Source organism: Rhizobium centroccidentale, assembly GCF_030182565.1.
GTDB lineage: Bacteria > Pseudomonadota > Alphaproteobacteria > Rhizobiales > Rhizobiaceae > Rhizobium.
This window is the reverse complement of sequence record NZ_JAQJCG010000007.1, coordinates 16,119-32,224: the sequence shown is the minus strand read 5'-3', so window position 1 is coordinate 32,224 and position 16,106 is coordinate 16,119. Positions and strand designations below refer to the sequence as shown.

Genomic DNA, 16,106 nt, shown 5'->3' with positions numbered 1-16,106 from the left:
CGGTCTGCTACCAGCGGTGGGATGAGCCAGACCTAACCGAGTTCGAGCGTGGTGACGCCGAACACGCGATCGAGCCGGTTTTCCGGCGCCTTGCCGCGATACATGCGCGCCGTCTCGAACACCGGAGACAGACCGCAATCTTCCGCAAGCCGGATCGCCTGGACATTATCAACAGGCACATCCAGATAGACGGGTTCTCCCTTGGTCTTGGCAAGCAGCTTGCTCATCAACGCAAGCGCGACTTCCGGCTTGTTGGCGAAGAGCGGACCGATCTTGTAGCCCTCGAAACAGCGGCGGATCGTGCCATAGCCGCGAACCCTGCTGCCGCCGCCGACGATGAAGGATGCGCGCCGTTCGGGCGCACCGCACCAGGCCCGGATGAAGGAGTGACGCAGGCCAGGGAAGATTTCCGCATCATAGTGCACCAGCCCGTCGAGCTTGCCGCCCACAACCGGCACCACCTGCTTTGCCTGCTGTTCATCCACCTCAGGCACTTTGGGGATGCCGCCATACCGCAGCGTCCGATAGGCCGTCTCGAAACCGTGCCGCCGGTAGTTTTCCTGCTGCGCGACGACGCCATCCAGCCCGACAATGCGATTGCCGGCAAGCATCATGCCCTTGTTCCATAGCTGCTTGCCGTATCCGCGCCCACGCAACTCCGGATGCAGTATGTAAAGGCCAAGAAAAGCGAAAGCCTCGCCATAACGAACGACGGATATACAGCCGACAGGCACCTCGCCGATGGCGCCGATCAGAAACCCGGCCGGGTCTGCCTCCCAGAAGGCGAGCGCATCGTCAATACCGGGATTCCACCCTTCTTGCCGAGCCCATTCCAAAGCAAGCTCCAGCTCGCCAGCCCGCATTGTCCGCACGGCAAAAGTCGATTTCATGCAATAGTCCCAAACCGCCCACTACACCGCCGCCCCTGCGGAACGACCGCGCCCAAACTCATCATGTGACAACATGCTGCCAATCACAAGCAATGGGGATGATAAGCTTAAAGTGCAAAGGCTTCGTTTCACTTGGAAAACAAGGCGATCACGCGAATAGAACGGCAGGAAATCAACCAAGACTCTGTGACACTTCTGTCGCAATTCCCCTAAAGCCGGCATCGCATATAGGCGTCACCGGCGATCCTGTGTATAAGCGCAGACGATCGCCCATGCCGACTTTGCGTTTCGACGCGAAGCCCGGCGCCAGCAAAAGGATTGAAATTTCATGCGCATCACGATGATCGGCTCGGGTTATGTGGGGCTTGTGTCGGGTGTTTGCTTTGCCGATTTCGGCCATGATGTCATTTGCGTCGACAAGGACACGAGCAAGATCGAAGCGCTGCGGCGCGGCGAAATACCGATCTTCGAGCCGGGCCTAGAGCAGCTCGTGGGAGACAATGTCCGCGCCGGCCGCCTCTCCTTCACGACAGAAGTGGAGGCGAGCGTTGCTGCGAGCGACGTCGTCTTCATCGCGGTCGGCACCCCTTCCCGGCGCGGCGATGGCCATGCCGACCTCTCCTACGTCTATGCCGCTGCTCGCGAAATTGCCGAGCACGTCAACGACTTCACCGTCATCGTCACCAAGTCGACCGTGCCCGTCGGCACCGGTGACGAGGTGGAGCGCATCGTGCGCGAAACCAATCCTGATGCCGATGTCGCCGTTGTCTCCAATCCGGAATTCCTGCGAGAAGGTGCCGCCATCGAGGACTTCAAGCGTCCCGACCGCATCGTCATCGGCCTCAACGACGAACGCGCCCGCGGCGTGATGACCGAAGTCTACCGCCCGCTCTATCTCAACCAGGCGCCGCTGCTCTTCACCTCCCGCCGCACGTCCGAGCTGATCAAATACGCCGCCAATGCCTTCCTCGCCATGAAGATCACCTTCATCAACGAGATGGCCGATCTCTGTGAAAAGGTCGGCGCCAATGTGCAGGAAGTCTCGCGCGGCATCGGTCTCGACGGCCGCATCGGCTCGAAGTTCCTGCATGCCGGGCCGGGCTACGGCGGCTCGTGCTTCCCGAAGGATACGCTGGCGCTCGCCAAGACGGCGCAGGATTACGACAGCCCCGTGCGCCTGATCGAAACCACCGTGTCGATCAACGACAACCGCAAGCGCGCCATGGGCCGCAAGGTGATCGCGGCCATGGGCGGCGATATCAGGGGCAAGGCGATCGCCGTTCTCGGCCTGACCTTCAAGCCGAATACCGACGACATGCGCGACAGCCCGGCGATCTCGATCATCCAGACGCTGCAGGATGCCGGCGCCACCGTGACGGGCTACGATCCGGAAGGCATGGAGAATGCCCGGCTGGTGATCGACAACATCGCCTATGCAGAGGATGCCTATGGCGCAGCACGCGATGCCGATGCGCTCGTCATCGTGACGGAATGGAACCAGTTCCGCGCGCTGGACTTTGCCCGGCTGAAGTCCGTCATGAAGGCGCCAGTCCTCGTCGACCTAAGAAACATCTATCGCCATGACGAGGTCACAAAGCACGGTTTTGCCTATACAAGCGTCGGCAGACCCTCGAGCGACGCCGCATTTTAGAGCGTTTACGCGTTCCGAACGGAAAAACGCTGCGCACTTTTCCTGTAAATGCTTTAAGCAAAGGCCGATCCATGCGTTATCTCATCACCGGCACTGCCGGCTTCATCGGATTCCACCTTGCCAAGCGCCTGCTCGACGAGGGCCATTTTGTGGTCGGCTTCGATGGGATGACGCCCTATTACGACGTCAGGCTCAAGGAGAAGCGCACCGCCATCCTAGCCCGCTCCAACGGCTTCAAGGCCGTCACAGGCATGCTGGAGGACAAGGCGGCGCTGGATCATGCAGCCGAACTCGCCGAGCCTGACGCCATCGTCCATCTCGCCGCTCAGGCGGGCGTCCGCTACAGCCTCGAAAATCCGCGGTCCTACGTCGATTCCAACCTCGTCGGTTCGTTCAACATTCTGGAATTGGCGAGAGACCTGCAGCCGAAGCATCTGCTCCTGGCGTCGACCTCTTCGGTCTATGGTGCCAATGAAAAGATCCCCTTTGCCGAAAGCGATAAGGCGGACGAGCAGATGACGATCTATGCGGCGACCAAGAAGAGCATGGAGCTGATGGCGCACAGCTACGCCCATCTCTTCAACGTGCCCACGACCGCTTTCCGCTTCTTCACTGTCTATGGCCCCTGGGGCCGGCCGGACATGGCACTGTTCAAATTCGTCGATGCCATCAAGAACGACAGACCGATCGAGATTTACGGCGAAGGCAGGATGAGCCGTGATTTCACCTATATCGACGATCTCATCGAAGGCATCGTGCGCCTCATCGGCGTCGTGCCGTCGGAGGAAAACCGGATCGTGTCGGAGACGGTCATCGACACCCTGTCGAAGAACGCTCCCTTCCGCGTCGTCAATATCGGCGGCGGCCAGCCCGTCGGGTTGATGACCTTCGTTGAGACGATCGAGACGATGCTCGGCAAGAAGGCGATCCGCAAGATGCTGCCTATGCAGCCCGGCGACGTGCACAACACATATGCCGTACCGGATCTGTTGGTGACGTTGACCGGCTTCAAGCCGCAGATCGAGGTCGACGAAGGCGTAAAGCGCTTCGTCGAGTGGTATCAGGAAAATTACTGATAAAATGGCAGAGATCGCGGAAACGGAATATTGGATCGAGAGCTCCGGCGGGCGCCTCTATGCGAAATCATGGACGCCAGCCGTCCTGAGATCGCAGCAACCGATCATCCTGTTTCACGATTCCCTTGGATGCATCACGCTTTGGCGGGATTTCCCGGAACAACTCGCCCACTCCGTTGGTCGCCGGGTCATCGCCTATGATCGGCTGGGCTTTGGCCGATCCGATGCCCGTGACGATCTTCTGACCCAGGATTTCATTGCATCGGAGGCCGAGCGTTTCGTGCCGCTTCTTTGCGAGCAATTGTCCATTCGAGACTTCATCGCCTGCGGGCACAGCGTCGGTGGCGGCATGGCGGTGGAGACGGGGGCAAGGTTTGGCGAAGGCTGTCACGCCGTAATCACCATCGCCGCCCAGGCTTTCGTAGAGGAGAAGACCCTGGAGGGTATCCGGATCGCGCAGCAGGAATTCAAATCGGCCGAAACCTTCGCCCGGCTTACCAAATATCACGGCAGCAAGGCCGACTGGGTGCTGCACGCCTGGATCGACACCTGGCTCGCTTCCGAACGCGCCGGCTGGAGCCTCGATCCGGCACTTGAAAGGCTTCATTGTCCGGTGCTCGCCATCCACGGAGACCGCGACGAATATGGCTCCGAAGCCCATCCACGCCGCATCGCCGCCGGGCATGGCTCGGTCTATATCATGCCGGATACGGGGCATGTGCCGCACCGCGAGCACCCTGCCCTGGTCTTAAAGGCGATCGAAGACTTTCTGGCGTGAACGTCCTGTTCGCCGCAAGGCGACGAAGACCTTGGCAGCGTAGATAATTTCGGAAAAGGCTTGGACGACAGGCCTATTCAGCCTGACCAGCGGGATGATAGCCGCGGTCGAAATAGATGAGCCCCTGCCCCTCGTCACGTTGACGAATAGCATCGACTTCGCAGAGCAGAATATCATGCGTGCCGCCATCGGCCTGACGGACGATGCGGCAATCGAACGAGACGAGAGCATCCTCAAGCACCGGAGCGCCGGTCGAGAGTTCCGACCATGCGGCCGCAGCAAAGCGCTCGGCAACCGGGGTCTTGCCGCCGAAAAGCCGCGACAGATCCTGATGCGCTTCCGATAGCACATTGACGCAGAGCACACCATTTTGCGTGACGGCGGGATGAACGGAGGCTCCGCGATTGAGGCAGACAAGCAGGGTCGGCGGGCTATCGGTAACGCTGCAGACAGCGGTCGCGGCAAAGCCGGCGAGCCCCGCGGGGCCATTGGTCGTGACAATATTCACGGCCGCCGCCATCCGCGCCATGGCATTGCGAAACTCGGTGCGCGCAATATCGGGATCGGCGACAGGCACCGCCTTCTCGATTGCCACGGACGTTTTCATGTTCATCGCACTCTTCCCTAAATCGCGCCGACAGCCTCACATTATCGATGGGAAGGATGCGCCTCAAGAAACGACATTTTGCGGAAGTAGCTCTTCGCGAGCAATTAATTTTCTATAAAATCTATCAACAAAAAGAAAAATAGATCGACTCAGCCTTCTCGGCCGTCACGGCATGCTGAAGCCTGCCTCAGGTCCGGGTGGAGATCAGGAGAAACATCGGCCGCTCGCGCTCGATTACCCAATCGCGATGCACTGCGAGGTCGTCATCACTCGGCGACCATTCTTCGACATGGGCGATGGTGAAACCGGACTTGATCAAGAGGTTGAGCGTCGTGCCCATCGTGCGATGCTGCTTGATGACGCCCTCGGCGAGCCAGTTCGTCACCCGCGGTCCTTCGATCTGATAGGCGCTGAGCGGCCAGATCTTGCCGCCGTCGGCATCATCAAGCCATTCCGGCCGCCGGGGCGCCATATAGATCGGATGCTCGATGGAAAAGATCAGCCGACCGCCTGGCTTCAGCGCCTGACGGATCGTTGTCAGCAATCCGGCAAAGCTTTCGATATAATGGAAGGCGAGCGCGCTGTAGACGAGATCGAAGCTCGCTTTCGGAAGCTGAAGCTTCTCGAGGTCGGCCCGATCATAGCGAACCCGAGCATCCGCCGTTTCCGTTCGCGCGCGTTCCAGCATTTTTCCGAGACATCGAGCCCCAATACGCTGGCCGCCCCGTGCTCGACGGCCCAACGGCAGAACCAGCCGAAGCCGCAGCCGAGATCGGCGACAGCGAGACCCTTCAGGTCAGGCATCAAGGCACGGATGGCCGGCCATTCGGCCGCACCGGCCAGCCCATCGACGGATCGCTGCAGGCGGCTATAGCCTTCGAAGAAACCCGGATCGTCGTAGATATTCTGCGTCATGTTGTTCCTCCATGCTTCTGCGCGCCCTGGAACTGGCCGTATCGGAGGTATAGCTTCGCTTGGACCATAAGCAAGCCGACGAAAAGCCGGTTGAAACGGCGGTCTGGCCGGTGCCGGTCAAACTGCCGGCTTCGGCCGCGACAACCATTGCGAATAGGGCTTCACTCCGAAATCCGGATCGGCCGCCTCCTCAAGCACATGGATGAATTCGATCGAATGCCCGTCGGGATCCGAAAAATATTGCGAGACGGCCGGCATCCAACCGACAACGACCGGCTCATCGAGGGGCTCGCCATTGAAACCCTTCGGCTGAACGCCATGAGCCTTCAATGCGGCGGCGGAGCCGATTACATCGGCGAGAGAGGTTCTGAAGGCAATATGGAGGCGCATCTTGAGAGGAGAACTGCCCGTTTCCCAAAGGCCGAGCATGCCCATCCGCTTATCGTCGATCCACAGGAAGGCAACATTCCTGCTCTCGATGACGGTCCCGACTTCCAGCTTCAGAACATCGCGATAGAAGGCGATCGAGCGCTGAAGATCGGCAACCGCCAGATGCGTCTCGTAAAGCCCCAGAATGCGCGGCATAGACGGATCGGCCGGACGTTCGGGATGGCCGGCCGTCATCACATCACCTTCGCCGCCGTGACCTCGACCTCGACCAGAAATTCGGACCGCGTAAACCCGCCGACGATCAGCAGCGTGGAGACCGGTGCGGGATTTTGGACATAGCGATCGCGCACAGCCATATAGGCTGGAAAATCCTCGCGCGTGGTCACGAAACCGCTGATGCGGATGACGTCGGCAAACCCCATGCCGGCTTCCTCGAGGATAGCGCCGATCGCCTTGAAACACAGCTCGGCCTGGCCGGTAACGTCAGGCGGAATGCGATCGTCGATACCGATGCCGAGCTGGCCGGAGGTGACCAGCAGGCTCGCGCCCGGCGGCACCAGCAGGCCGTGATTGTAATTGCCGAAAGGGCGGCGGACAGATGCGGGATTGAAGACCTTTTTCATCGATTCCGACTCCTGATGACCATGCCGATATCAGCATTTTGTGATGGAAGGGGCAAGTCGGTCAGTGGGCCTGAGCCGATGTCACCGCTCGATTCCGCCGCACTTCCAACAGGATATGTCCGAAAAGTGCTGCAAGCACGATCGGCCCGCCGATGAGCGTCGCCGTCGAAGGGTGCTCGGCAAAGATCATCCAGACCCACAGCGGCGTCAGCGGCACTTCGAGCGCCGTCAGCAGGGCGGCATCCGACGCCGGAACCAGCCGCGAGCCGAAGGTATAGAGGCTGAGACCCATGGCGTTCTGGATAATGCCGAAGGCGATGATCAGCCCGAGATCCTGCCCGGAGATCGAAAGCGGCGAGGCGAACCAGAAGGTAATGGAGGAACACAGCCAGGCGGAAAGCGCCATCGCCGGCAGCATCGGAACGTTGCGGTGCTGGCGCATAACGACGGCAAGGCAGGCGACCGTCAGCGTCATGACGGCGGCAAGTCCCTTGCCGAGCCAGCTGCCGCCTTCGCTTGCATGGCCGGAAAGCATGACGAGCACGCCGATGAAGGCTACGCCGCTGGCAATCAGCGTCCTCATGTTGGGGCGTTCGCGGATGAAGAGAAAAGCGACCCCCGCGGTGACAAAGGGCACGGTCGCATAGATGACCATGGCATCGGCGACCGACGTATAATAGATCGAGCCGATGCCGCTGATCATCGAGGCGGTGGAAAAGATCGTCGCCGCCAGCGACGGGCCGCGCATGGAACGCAATATGCGAAAGGCATTACGCCGCTCGATATAGAAAAACAGCGCGAACACACCGAGACCGGAGACGATTCCTCGGCAGAACAGAATGGTCATCAGATCGGCATGGATCGCCCGCACGAAGAGACCGGAGGTCGACCAGGCGAGCGCCGAAAGCGCCACATAGACTACGCCCAGCCTGTATTGCTGCTGTTCCGCCAGCGTCACGATGAAATCCTCCGCCCTCTCGCGGCAGAGCATTAGCGGGCGGCAATGATGTCTACAAGCAAAGCTTGCGCCGTTGCGTATCGCGGATGCCGGAAGATGGCAAGGGTTGCAGGAAGGTCACGCTACACTCTGCCGTGAGCAAACAAGGAGCGCGGTCTCACCGTTGCTGTTGGCAAGATCACATTGATCTTGCACATCTTTACGATCATTCTACGGTTCCGACGACTTTGGCGAAGGAGAATCAAATTGCGCCTGCTGTCGGCCACCTTATTTGCGTGCGGCTGCGTCAGCCTGGTAGACGGTCCCTTATGGCCGCCGGCGCAAACCTATGTCGACAAGATGGTCCAATGCAGCCAGAGCAGCAATCCAGCCCGTTGCGAGCATACACGCGACAGCTGGAAGGCCGATTATGAGGAAGCCATCGCGGGCGGATATCGGGCGCAGAAACACGTCGCTCTATGCCTGAGCACAGGCTGCGATCAGGCAATCCAACCCGACAAGATGCTCGGCTGCGCCTGGCGCATGGTCATTGTCGAAACAAGGCATGCCCAACCGGACAGCATGGATTTTGCCAATCTGAACCGCTTCTGCGGAACGGACTATATCGACCAGAAGGGAAAACTCGCGGCTGCCTCTCAAGCGAAGGCGATGATGCGCCTGATCGGCAAATAGCAGGCTGCGCAGCATAGTCTCTGCCGCGCAGCCGGTGTTTTTGACAATTTCTAAGCGTAGGGCGCCAGGAAATTGCCAATAGCCTCGATTTCGTTGGGCCTGATATCGTGGCCGCCCGGATGCCATTCGAGCGTAACCTCCACATCCTGTCGCGCAAAATAATCGGCGAGCGCCTTGGTGACCGGCGCCGGCGCGATCGGATCGCGCTCACCCGCCGTGATCAGCACGCGCTTGCCTTCAAGCCTGGCATTGTCCTTCGGCTGGAAGGGGATCAGCGGATGCATCAGTACGGCCGCATCGAACAGATCGCCATGCTCGATCAGGACGCTGGCGAGGATATTGGCCCCGTTGGAAAAACCGAGGCCAAGCACCTGCGATGCGCCATATTCGGCCGCCAGCTCCGAGACATAGGCTGACATCTTTGCCGTGGCGCGGGCAAGATCGCCCATATCATAGACGCCCTCGCCCGTCCGACGGAAGAAGCGCGCCGCACCATATTCCGAGACATCGCCGCGCGGCGAGACGATGGTTGCATCCGGCAGCAGGCGAGCGGCAAAATCGAAGAACTGGTTCTCGTCGCCGCCAGTGCCGTGGAAGGTAAAGAAAATAGGCTTCCCGGATGCACCGGCTTTCAGCCGGTGCACATAACTCTTATCCATCATTGCTTTCTCTCCGATTAGCCTTCCAGCGGCTCCAGATGCTGCTCGATCAGGCCGCGCAGATGCGCGTGCTGTTCGGGCAGCTTCAGTGCTTCGCCGAGATGGGCCGTATCCTCGTCACGGTCGAAGCCGGGTTCGTTGGTGGCGACTTCGAACAGCACGCCGCCCGGCGTACGGAAGTAGATCGCCCAGAAGTAATCGCGGTCGATGACCGGGGTGACCTGGTAGCCCGTGTCCATCAGCGCCTTGCGCACCTCGAGCTGCTTTGCGCGGTTTTCGACGGCAAAGGCGACATGGTGGACGGAGCCCGCACCCGGAAGCGCGCGATTGATGTTCGGCATCGTCTCAAGGTCGACATAGTCGGCACCGTTACCGCCGGGAATGGCAAGCCGCTTGACGCCTTCATGCGTATCGACAACTTCGTAACCCATGTATTTCAAGAGCTCGGCCGTGGCGCCTTCATCCCTGAGCCGCATGGCAACGGAATGGAAGCCCCTGATGGCATGTTCGGCATCGACCCCGTTATGCGTCCAGGGCTGACGCTTGTCGTCCTTGACCCCGACGAGCGCGAAGCCATCGCCATCCGGACCGGCAAAATGCAGGCGCTTCTGGCCGAAGGATTCGTCAGCCTTCAAGCCTTCGATACCGCGCTGGCCAAGCCGCTCGGTCCAGTACCCGATGGAGCCTTCGGGAACGGAATAGACCGTATTGCCGACTTCACCAGTACCCGGGCGGCCGCGCGCCATCTTCGGGAACGGGAAGTAGGTCATGATCGTGCCGGGCGTGCCGACCTCGTCACCATAGTAGAGGTGATAGACATCGGGAGCGTCGAAATTCACCGTCTTCTTGACGCGGCGCAGGCCAAGCGTATCCGTGAAGAACTTGTTGTTGGTCCGGGCGTCTTCCGCCATCGAGGTAACGTGGTGAAGACCTTTGATCTGGTTAAGCATCTTAAACCCCTTCTCGCCTGCACCGGCAGGCGTTTCTCATGGGCAGAAGATGGTCTTGTGGGCGGTATTTCGATAGCCCTCAATAGCCAAACGGATTGTCTTCAATGAGTGAACGATAAATTCGGATCGTTCACAGCAAAGCGATATCGCTCTTATCTCTTGATTCCAAACAAGAGCGATATTACTTTAAGCTAGACAGTCTAGCCAGAGAGGCTTTCGATGGATTGGCCATTACAGGATGCAAAGAACCAGTTTTCAAAAGTCGTGCAGAAAGCACGCAGCGAAGGGCCCCAAATTGTCACCTTGCGCGGCGAACGGGCGGCTGTCGTCCTGTCTGCCGAAGACTATGATGTACTTCTGGCCGGCAAACCAAGCCTTGCCGACGATTTGCTGTTGGGGCCTGCTTGGGACGACGAATTGGCCGAAGCCGTATCTAAACGAGATAAAACGCCAAGCCGGGATGTCCTTTTCTGATGTATCTGGTCGATACCAACGTCGTCTCGGAAATCCGGCGCGGTAATTCCCAAGCGATTACGTGGCTGCGCTCGGTCGACCCCTCCACCATCTATCTCAGTGTCATCACACTTGGAGAGATCATGCGCGGGATCGCGCTCAAGAGAAAATCGGACCCGCGTACTGCAGCACATCTGGAGGAATGGTTGCGTAAGCTCCGGCACGACCATCGCAATCGCATTCTTCCGATTAGCGATCAGATTGCCGTCGAATGGGGCCGCATCGCGGCACAGCGGCCACGTGGTGACGCCGATGGTTTAATCGCGGCAACGGCGATCGTTCATGACCTTATCGTCGTCACCCGCAACGTCGGAGATTTCGACGACACCGGCGCTTTGATCAGCAACCCGTGGGACGAGACACCTTACTGAGCCTCAGGATTGCTCGGCAGCGCCCAGTCGATCGGCTCCCGGCCATGCTCGGCCAGATAGGCATTGGCCTTGGAAAAATGCCGGCAGCCAAGAAAGCCGTTATGGGCCGATAGCGGCGAAGGGTGCGCCGCCTTCAGCACCAGATGGCGCTCGGTATCGACGAAAGCGGCCTTCTTTTGCGCATAGGAGCCCCAGAGCATGAAAACGACGCCGTCGCATTCGTCGTTAACCCTGCGGATCACCGCATCGGTGAAGCGCTCCCAGCCCTTGCCCTGATGCGAGGCGGCCTGGGATTCCTCCACCGTCAGCACGCTGTTGAGCAACAGCACGCCCTGTTTCGCCCAGCTTTCGAGAAAGCCATGGCGCGCCGGCGGAATGCCGAGATCGGTTTCCAGTTCCTTGTAGATATTGACCAGCGACGGCGGAATGCGCACGCCGGGGCGCACGCTGAAGCAGAGCCCATGTGCCTGGCCGAAACCATGATAGGGATCCTGCCCGAGAATGACCACCTGCACCTCGTCAAGCGGCGTCAGATCCAGCGCCCGAAAATACTCGCTGCCACGGGGAAAGATCACCTTGCCGCGCTGCTTCTCCTCGACGAGAAAAGCCTTGAGCTGCTGCATGTAGGGGCTTTCGAACTCCGGAGACAGCGCCTCTTTCCAGCTCTCCTCCAGCTTGATGTTCGCTTCCGCCATCGTCTTCCGCCTCCATCTGTTGCCAGCATGCCGATTGAGGACGAAAGCAACGGCATGTCAAGAAAATGGCGGACGCCGCGGTAGGGAGATCACAGTTTTCGGGAGTTGATCTGGCCTGCTTCCAGGTTTGTCTCGCAAATCACGCAATAATAGCAGCAGGACACGCAAGCGTTGACAAGGTGGTTCGCTTCGGCCATTGGAAACCACCCCAATTTTCCGACCGGTGCCCCATGCTTCCCTTGCATTCCCTTGGCGAGCGCATTGTCGTGCTCGGCCCTTCCAATGCCGGTAAGTCAACCCTGGCGGTTGCACTTTCCAAAAAGCTTGGCTTTCAAACGATCCATCTCGATCAGCTTCATCATCTACCCCATACCGATTGGCAACAGCGCCCAGAAGCAGAATTCGCAGCACTTCATGATGCGGCCATTCTTGGCGAGCAGTGGATCATGGAAGGCAATTATACGCGCCTGATGCCGCAACGTTTGGCCCGCGCTACCGGCGCCATCCTCATCACCTCCAATCATTGGCTGCGCTTTTCTCGCTATCTCAAGCGGACCCTGATCAACCGCTCAGATCGAGCAGGCCATCTCGAAGGCGCCAAGGACAGCATCAAATGGGAGATGATTCACTGGATACTCGTAAAGACCCGCAACAGCGGCGCCAAATACGCAAATATCTTACGGGAAGCAGAATTGCCGATGGTGGAATGCCACACGGCCGAGGCTCTCAATAACCTTTATCGGGCATGGGATCTGCCAAGCAGACGATAGGCTTCATACCGAAATGCTCGCGTTGAGTTAACGCGCGCGGCCACCAATCACCCCTTGATCCGCACCATTTGCGGATCATAAAGCGGCTTCAGCGACACTTGGCACGGCACGCGCTGTTGCGCGACATCGAGCTCATAGCGTCCGGAAAGCACGAAATCCTCCGTTACGCCGTCGGGATTGCGGACATAGCCGTAGCCGATGGCCTTGCCGATCGTGTAGCCGTAGCCGCCGCTCGACAGCCAGCCGACGCGCCGCCCGTCGCGATAAATCGTCTCACGGCCGAGAAGCACGGTTTCGGGATCGTCGGGCACGAAACAGGCGAGCATCTTCTTCACGCCCGAGGCCAGCTGCCGCTCGATCGCCTCTCTGCCGCGGAAGGCAATGTCCTTCTTCGTCTTCACCGCCCAGGCAAGCCCGGCTTCGATCGGAGTGTGATCCGGCCCGATATCCGAGCCCCAAGCGCGATAGCCCTTCTCCAATCGGCAGCTTTCGATCGCGCGATAGCCGGCATTGACGAGACCATGTTCGCGGCCGGCGGCCATCAGCACGTCATAGACACCAGCCGCATAATCTACCGGCACATGCAGCTCATAACCGAGTTCGCCGACATAGGTGATGCGCAGCGCCCGCACCGGGCAGCCGGCGATACCAACGGTCTTCACTTTGCCGAAGGGGAACGCCGCGTTCGAAACATCGGCCGACGTCACGGCCTGCAATATCTTGCGCGACTTCGGCCCCATCAGCGACAGCACCGAATAGGCAGAGGTTACATCGACCAGCTCCGCATGCATTTCGGACGGAATGTTGCGGGCGATCCAGTCGAAATCATGGGTGGCAAAGCCGGTGCCCGTGGTGATGTAGAACTCGTTCTCGGCGATGCGGGCGACGGTGACGTCGCATTCGATGCCGCCCCGATCGTTGAGCATCTGGGTATAGGTCAGGGCGCCAACTGGCTTGGCGACGTCATTGGAAGCGATCCAGGATATCGCCGCCTCGGCATCCCTGCCCTTCAGCACGAATTTAGCAAAGGAGGTCTGATCGAAAATGACGGCCGCTTCGCGCACCGCCTTGTGCTCCCGGCCGACAGCATCGAACCAGTTCTGCCGTCCATACGTGTACTCATCTTTCGGCTCCTCGCCAGCAAAGAGATCGGCAAACCAGTTCGGTCGCTCCCAGCCGAGCTTTTCGCCGAAGCAGGCACCTTGTGCCTTCAGCCTGTCGTAAAGCGGCGACTTGCGGCAGGGCCGGCCGCTGGAATGCTCCTCGAAGGGCCAGGCCATGGTGTAATGCTTGCCATAGGCTTCCAGCGTGCGGGTGCGCACCCAGTCGGTATCGAAATGCGGACGTCCGAAGCGTCTGATATCGACAGGCCAGAGATCGTAAGGCGGCTCGCCCTTGGCGACCCATTCGGCAAGCGCCATCCCGGCGCCGCCGGCAGAGGCGATGCCGAAGGCATTGAAGCCTGCGCCGACGAAGAAATTCCTCAGCTCAGGTGCCTCGCCGAGAATGAAATTGCCGTCGGGGGTAAAGCTCTCCGGCCCGCAAAGCAGCTGCTTGACGCCGGCCGTCTGCAGCGCCGGCACGCGCACCAGCGCCTGCTCCATGATCTGCTCGAAATGATCGAAATTGCTGTCGAGCAAGGTGTAATGGAAATCCCTAGGGATGCCATCGAGCGCCCAGGGAATGGGATTGGGCTCATAGCCGCCCATGACCAGCCCGCCGACCTCCTCCTTGTAATAGGTCAGCCGATCCGGATCGCGCAGAGTCGGCAGGTTGGAAGGCACGCCGAAGGATTCGGTGATGAGATATTGATGTTCGACCGAGACGAGCGGAACGTTGACGCCGAAGCGGCCGGCAAAAGTCCGAGTCCACTGCCCTGCACAGACGACGACACGCTCGCATTCGATGCGGCCTTTCTCGGTGATGACGGCACGAATCCGGCCCTTGTCGATCTCTAGATCGAGGACCTCGGTATCCTCGAAGATCGACACGCCGCTCATGCGGGCGCCCTTTGCCAGGGCCTGGGTGATATCGGAAGGATTGGCCTGGCCGTCGGTCGGCAGGAAGGCGGCACCGACGAGATCATCGACATCCATCAGCGGCCAGAGGTCCCTCGCCTCCTGCGGCGTCAGCAGGTGCATCTGCAGGCCGAAGGACTGTGCCGTCGTCGCCTGCCGCTTCACCTCGGTCCAGCGCTCCTCGTTGCAGGCAAGGCGCAACCCGCCATTCATCTTCCAGCCGGTGGCAAGCCCCGTCTCCGCCTCGAGTTTCTTGTAGAGATCGACGGAATAACCGAGCATCTGCGTGATGTTGGCGCTGGTGCGCAGCTGGCCGACGAGACCGGCGGCATGGAACGTCGTGCCCGAGGTCAGCTTCTTGCGCTCCAGAAGCACGGTATCGGTGAAGCCGAGCTTGCCGAGATGGTAGGCCGTCGAGCAACCGATGATGCCGCCGCCGATGACGACGGTCTTTGCGGTAGCAGGCAGTTCCTTCATCGTGTCACCTCAAGAATTGCGAAAATCCTGCCAAGCGCGCTCGAAGCGCCTGAGATTTTCAGCTGTATAGGAAGAATAATCGAAATCGATGTCGGAATGGATTTCCGAAACCATGCTCCACATCGTCTCGCGCAGGAGCGAAGCACATTTCATCGCCTGATAGCGCCGGCGCAGATCGTCACCGACGGGAGCCTCGAAATAGACCTCCAGCATCGCCTCTTCCTGCGCTTCCGAGAATTCATTGTTGGAGGCAAGGCCGCCGAGATCGAAAAGCGGCGTGTTGAAGCCGGCATAATCCCAATCGATCAGCCATAGCCGCTTGCCGTCATCGAGGAAATTCGCCGCCAGCAGATCGTTGTGTCCGAAGGCGATTTCGAAAGGACCGGCTTCGCGTTCGAGCCGTTCGGCAATCTCCAGAAAGGAAGTCAGCAACGGCTTGTGTCGACTGTCACCGGCCTCCAGCAGAGCCGCATAATCCCGGACCACATGAAAGACCCAGAAGATAGCCGCCGGTCCGCGAAAATGCCGGGCGACGTCCCGATGACAGGACCGGACGAGCGGCACGACCCGGCTCATCATGACTGGATTTCTTATATCATCGGCTGACAGCGGCCTTGCGTCGATATAGTCCAGCACCAATATGCCGGGCTCATGATGGATCACGGCAGGCGAAAGACCGGCAGCATGGGCGGCCCTGCTCGCAGCCACCTCGTTTGCGCGGCTGATGTGATGAACGGGAATGTCCGATCCGAGCCGCACGACGAAGCGGCGGCCATCATTGCCGACCAGATAGTTGCGATTGGTAATGCCGCCCACCAGCGGTTCGATGTCGATCGGCCCGCGCCAGATGCTGAGAGAATGTATCCTGTCTTCCGCCGTCGCAGTCATTCCCCCCTCCGGTCCTGCTGCTGAGCATCCATCGGATATCGAAGGTTCCCCACAAACGTAAGGCTGTCAAGAACCGGCCCACAAAATGAAACGAATATTTGGCTTTTTGTTGGAATCGAGCAACCATCTCCAATCGGATGAGCTATGGATATCCTAAAGACTGCGCTTCACCGTAGGTGAGATTTGTCTTAAAAACTCAGGCGCG

At 59.6% G+C, this 16,106-nt stretch carries 17 protein-coding genes and 1 pseudogene; 7 read left to right on the top strand and 11 right to left on the bottom strand.

Annotated features, from left to right (window positions below):
• Positions 1 to 32 precede the first annotated feature (32 nt).
• Complete coding sequence (locus PH562_RS11415; protein ID WP_285173074.1) at positions 33 to 890, bottom strand: GNAT family N-acetyltransferase; 858 nt, start codon at positions 888 to 890, stop codon at positions 33 to 35.
• Positions 891 to 1,218: 328 nt separating this feature from the next.
• On the opposite strand from PH562_RS11415, the gene PH562_RS11410 reads away from it, so the two are divergent.
• From PH562_RS11410 to PH562_RS11400, 3 genes are all read left to right on the top strand, one after another.
• Positions 1,219 to 2,541 carry a UDP-glucose dehydrogenase family protein gene (locus tag PH562_RS11410; protein ID WP_285173073.1) on the top strand — a complete coding sequence of 441 codons (1,323 nt, stop codon included), beginning with the start codon at positions 1,219 to 1,221 and terminating at the stop codon, positions 2,539 to 2,541.
• 71 nt (positions 2,542 to 2,612) lie between these two features.
• On the top strand, positions 2,613 to 3,617 hold the full coding sequence (locus PH562_RS11405) for an NAD-dependent epimerase (protein WP_285173071.1): 1,005 nt from the start codon (positions 2,613 to 2,615) through the stop codon (positions 3,615 to 3,617).
• Between the two features lie 4 nt (positions 3,618 to 3,621).
• On the top strand, positions 3,622 to 4,395 hold the full coding sequence (locus PH562_RS11400; RefSeq protein WP_285173070.1) for an alpha/beta fold hydrolase: 774 nt from the start codon (positions 3,622 to 3,624) through the stop codon (positions 4,393 to 4,395).
• 73 nt (positions 4,396 to 4,468) lie between these two features.
• Here the strand turns inward: PH562_RS11400 and PH562_RS11395 are convergent, their stop codons facing one another.
• From PH562_RS11395 to PH562_RS11375, 5 genes and pseudogenes are all read right to left on the bottom strand, one after another.
• Entirely contained in the window at positions 4,469 to 5,008 is a 540-nt protein-coding gene (locus PH562_RS11395; RefSeq protein ID WP_285173068.1) for a flavin reductase, read from the bottom strand.
• Positions 5,009 to 5,189: 181 nt separating this feature from the next.
• Positions 5,190 to 5,917, bottom strand: a pseudogene (locus PH562_RS11390) (class I SAM-dependent methyltransferase).
• A 117-nt stretch (positions 5,918 to 6,034) separates the two neighbouring features.
• Positions 6,035 to 6,541, bottom strand: coding sequence for a VOC family protein (locus tag PH562_RS11385; protein ID WP_285173067.1), 507 nt, complete (start codon positions 6,539 to 6,541; stop codon positions 6,035 to 6,037).
• Positions 6,541 to 6,930 (bottom strand): RidA family protein, encoded by a 390-nt coding sequence (locus tag PH562_RS11380; RefSeq protein ID WP_285173066.1) that lies wholly within the window; start codon positions 6,928 to 6,930, stop codon positions 6,541 to 6,543. Before PH562_RS11380 ends, PH562_RS11385 begins: the two co-directional genes overlap by 1 nt.
• A 61-nt stretch (positions 6,931 to 6,991) precedes the next feature.
• Positions 6,992 to 7,888 (bottom strand): DMT family transporter, encoded by an 897-nt coding sequence (locus tag PH562_RS11375; protein ID WP_113230130.1) that lies wholly within the window; start codon positions 7,886 to 7,888, stop codon positions 6,992 to 6,994.
• Positions 7,889 to 8,134: 246 nt separating this feature from the next.
• Between PH562_RS11375 and PH562_RS11370 the strand changes: the two genes are divergently transcribed.
• The gene (locus PH562_RS11370; RefSeq protein WP_113229944.1) at positions 8,135 to 8,560 is read left to right on the top strand and encodes a hypothetical protein; all 426 of its coding nucleotides are present in this window, start codon (positions 8,135 to 8,137) and stop codon (positions 8,558 to 8,560) included.
• Between the two features lie 50 nt (positions 8,561 to 8,610).
• Here PH562_RS11370 and PH562_RS11365 read toward each other — a convergent pair whose 3' ends face one another.
• Together PH562_RS11365 and PH562_RS11360 are read right to left on the bottom strand one after the other, a co-directional pair.
• A complete protein-coding gene (locus PH562_RS11365) occupies positions 8,611 to 9,222 on the bottom strand; it encodes an alpha/beta hydrolase (RefSeq protein WP_285173065.1) in 612 nt (203 codons plus the stop codon).
• 14 nt (positions 9,223 to 9,236) lie between these two features.
• Entirely contained in the window at positions 9,237 to 10,169 is a 933-nt protein-coding gene (locus PH562_RS11360) for a VOC family protein (protein ID WP_285173064.1), read from the bottom strand.
• 219 nt (positions 10,170 to 10,388) lie between these two features.
• Here PH562_RS11360 and PH562_RS11355 point away from each other — a divergent pair, with 219 nt between their 5' ends.
• Both PH562_RS11355 and PH562_RS11350 read left to right on the top strand, forming a co-directional pair.
• Positions 10,389 to 10,643, top strand: a complete 255-nt coding sequence (locus tag PH562_RS11355) for a type II toxin-antitoxin system Phd/YefM family antitoxin (RefSeq protein ID WP_285173063.1) — start codon at positions 10,389 to 10,391, stop codon at positions 10,641 to 10,643.
• Positions 10,643 to 11,053 (top strand): type II toxin-antitoxin system VapC family toxin, encoded by a 411-nt coding sequence (locus tag PH562_RS11350; RefSeq protein ID WP_285173062.1) that lies wholly within the window; start codon positions 10,643 to 10,645, stop codon positions 11,051 to 11,053. Before PH562_RS11355 ends, PH562_RS11350 begins: the two co-directional genes overlap by 1 nt.
• Here the strand turns inward: PH562_RS11350 and ung are convergent.
• Entirely contained in the window at positions 11,047 to 11,748 is a 702-nt protein-coding gene (gene ung, locus PH562_RS11345; RefSeq protein WP_112415417.1) for a uracil-DNA glycosylase, read from the bottom strand. The two genes, PH562_RS11350 and ung, sit on opposite strands and share 7 nt — an antisense overlap.
• A gap of 65 nt (positions 11,749 to 11,813) precedes the next feature.
• On the opposite strand from ung, the gene PH562_RS11340 reads away from it, so the two are divergent.
• A complete protein-coding gene (locus PH562_RS11340; protein ID WP_285173060.1) occupies positions 11,814 to 12,518 on the top strand; it encodes a P-loop NTPase family protein in 705 nt (234 codons plus the stop codon).
• A 47-nt stretch (positions 12,519 to 12,565) separates the two neighbouring features.
• Here the strand turns inward: PH562_RS11340 and PH562_RS11335 are convergent, their stop codons facing one another.
• Positions 12,566 to 15,013, bottom strand: coding sequence for a GcvT family protein (locus tag PH562_RS11335; RefSeq protein WP_285173059.1), 2,448 nt, complete (start codon positions 15,011 to 15,013; stop codon positions 12,566 to 12,568).
• A gap of 9 nt (positions 15,014 to 15,022) precedes the next feature.
• Positions 15,023 to 15,901 carry a choline/ethanolamine kinase family protein gene (locus PH562_RS11330; protein ID WP_285173058.1) on the bottom strand — a complete coding sequence of 293 codons (879 nt, stop codon included), beginning with the start codon at positions 15,899 to 15,901 and terminating at the stop codon, positions 15,023 to 15,025.
• Positions 15,902 to 16,106: the final 205 nt, after the last annotated feature.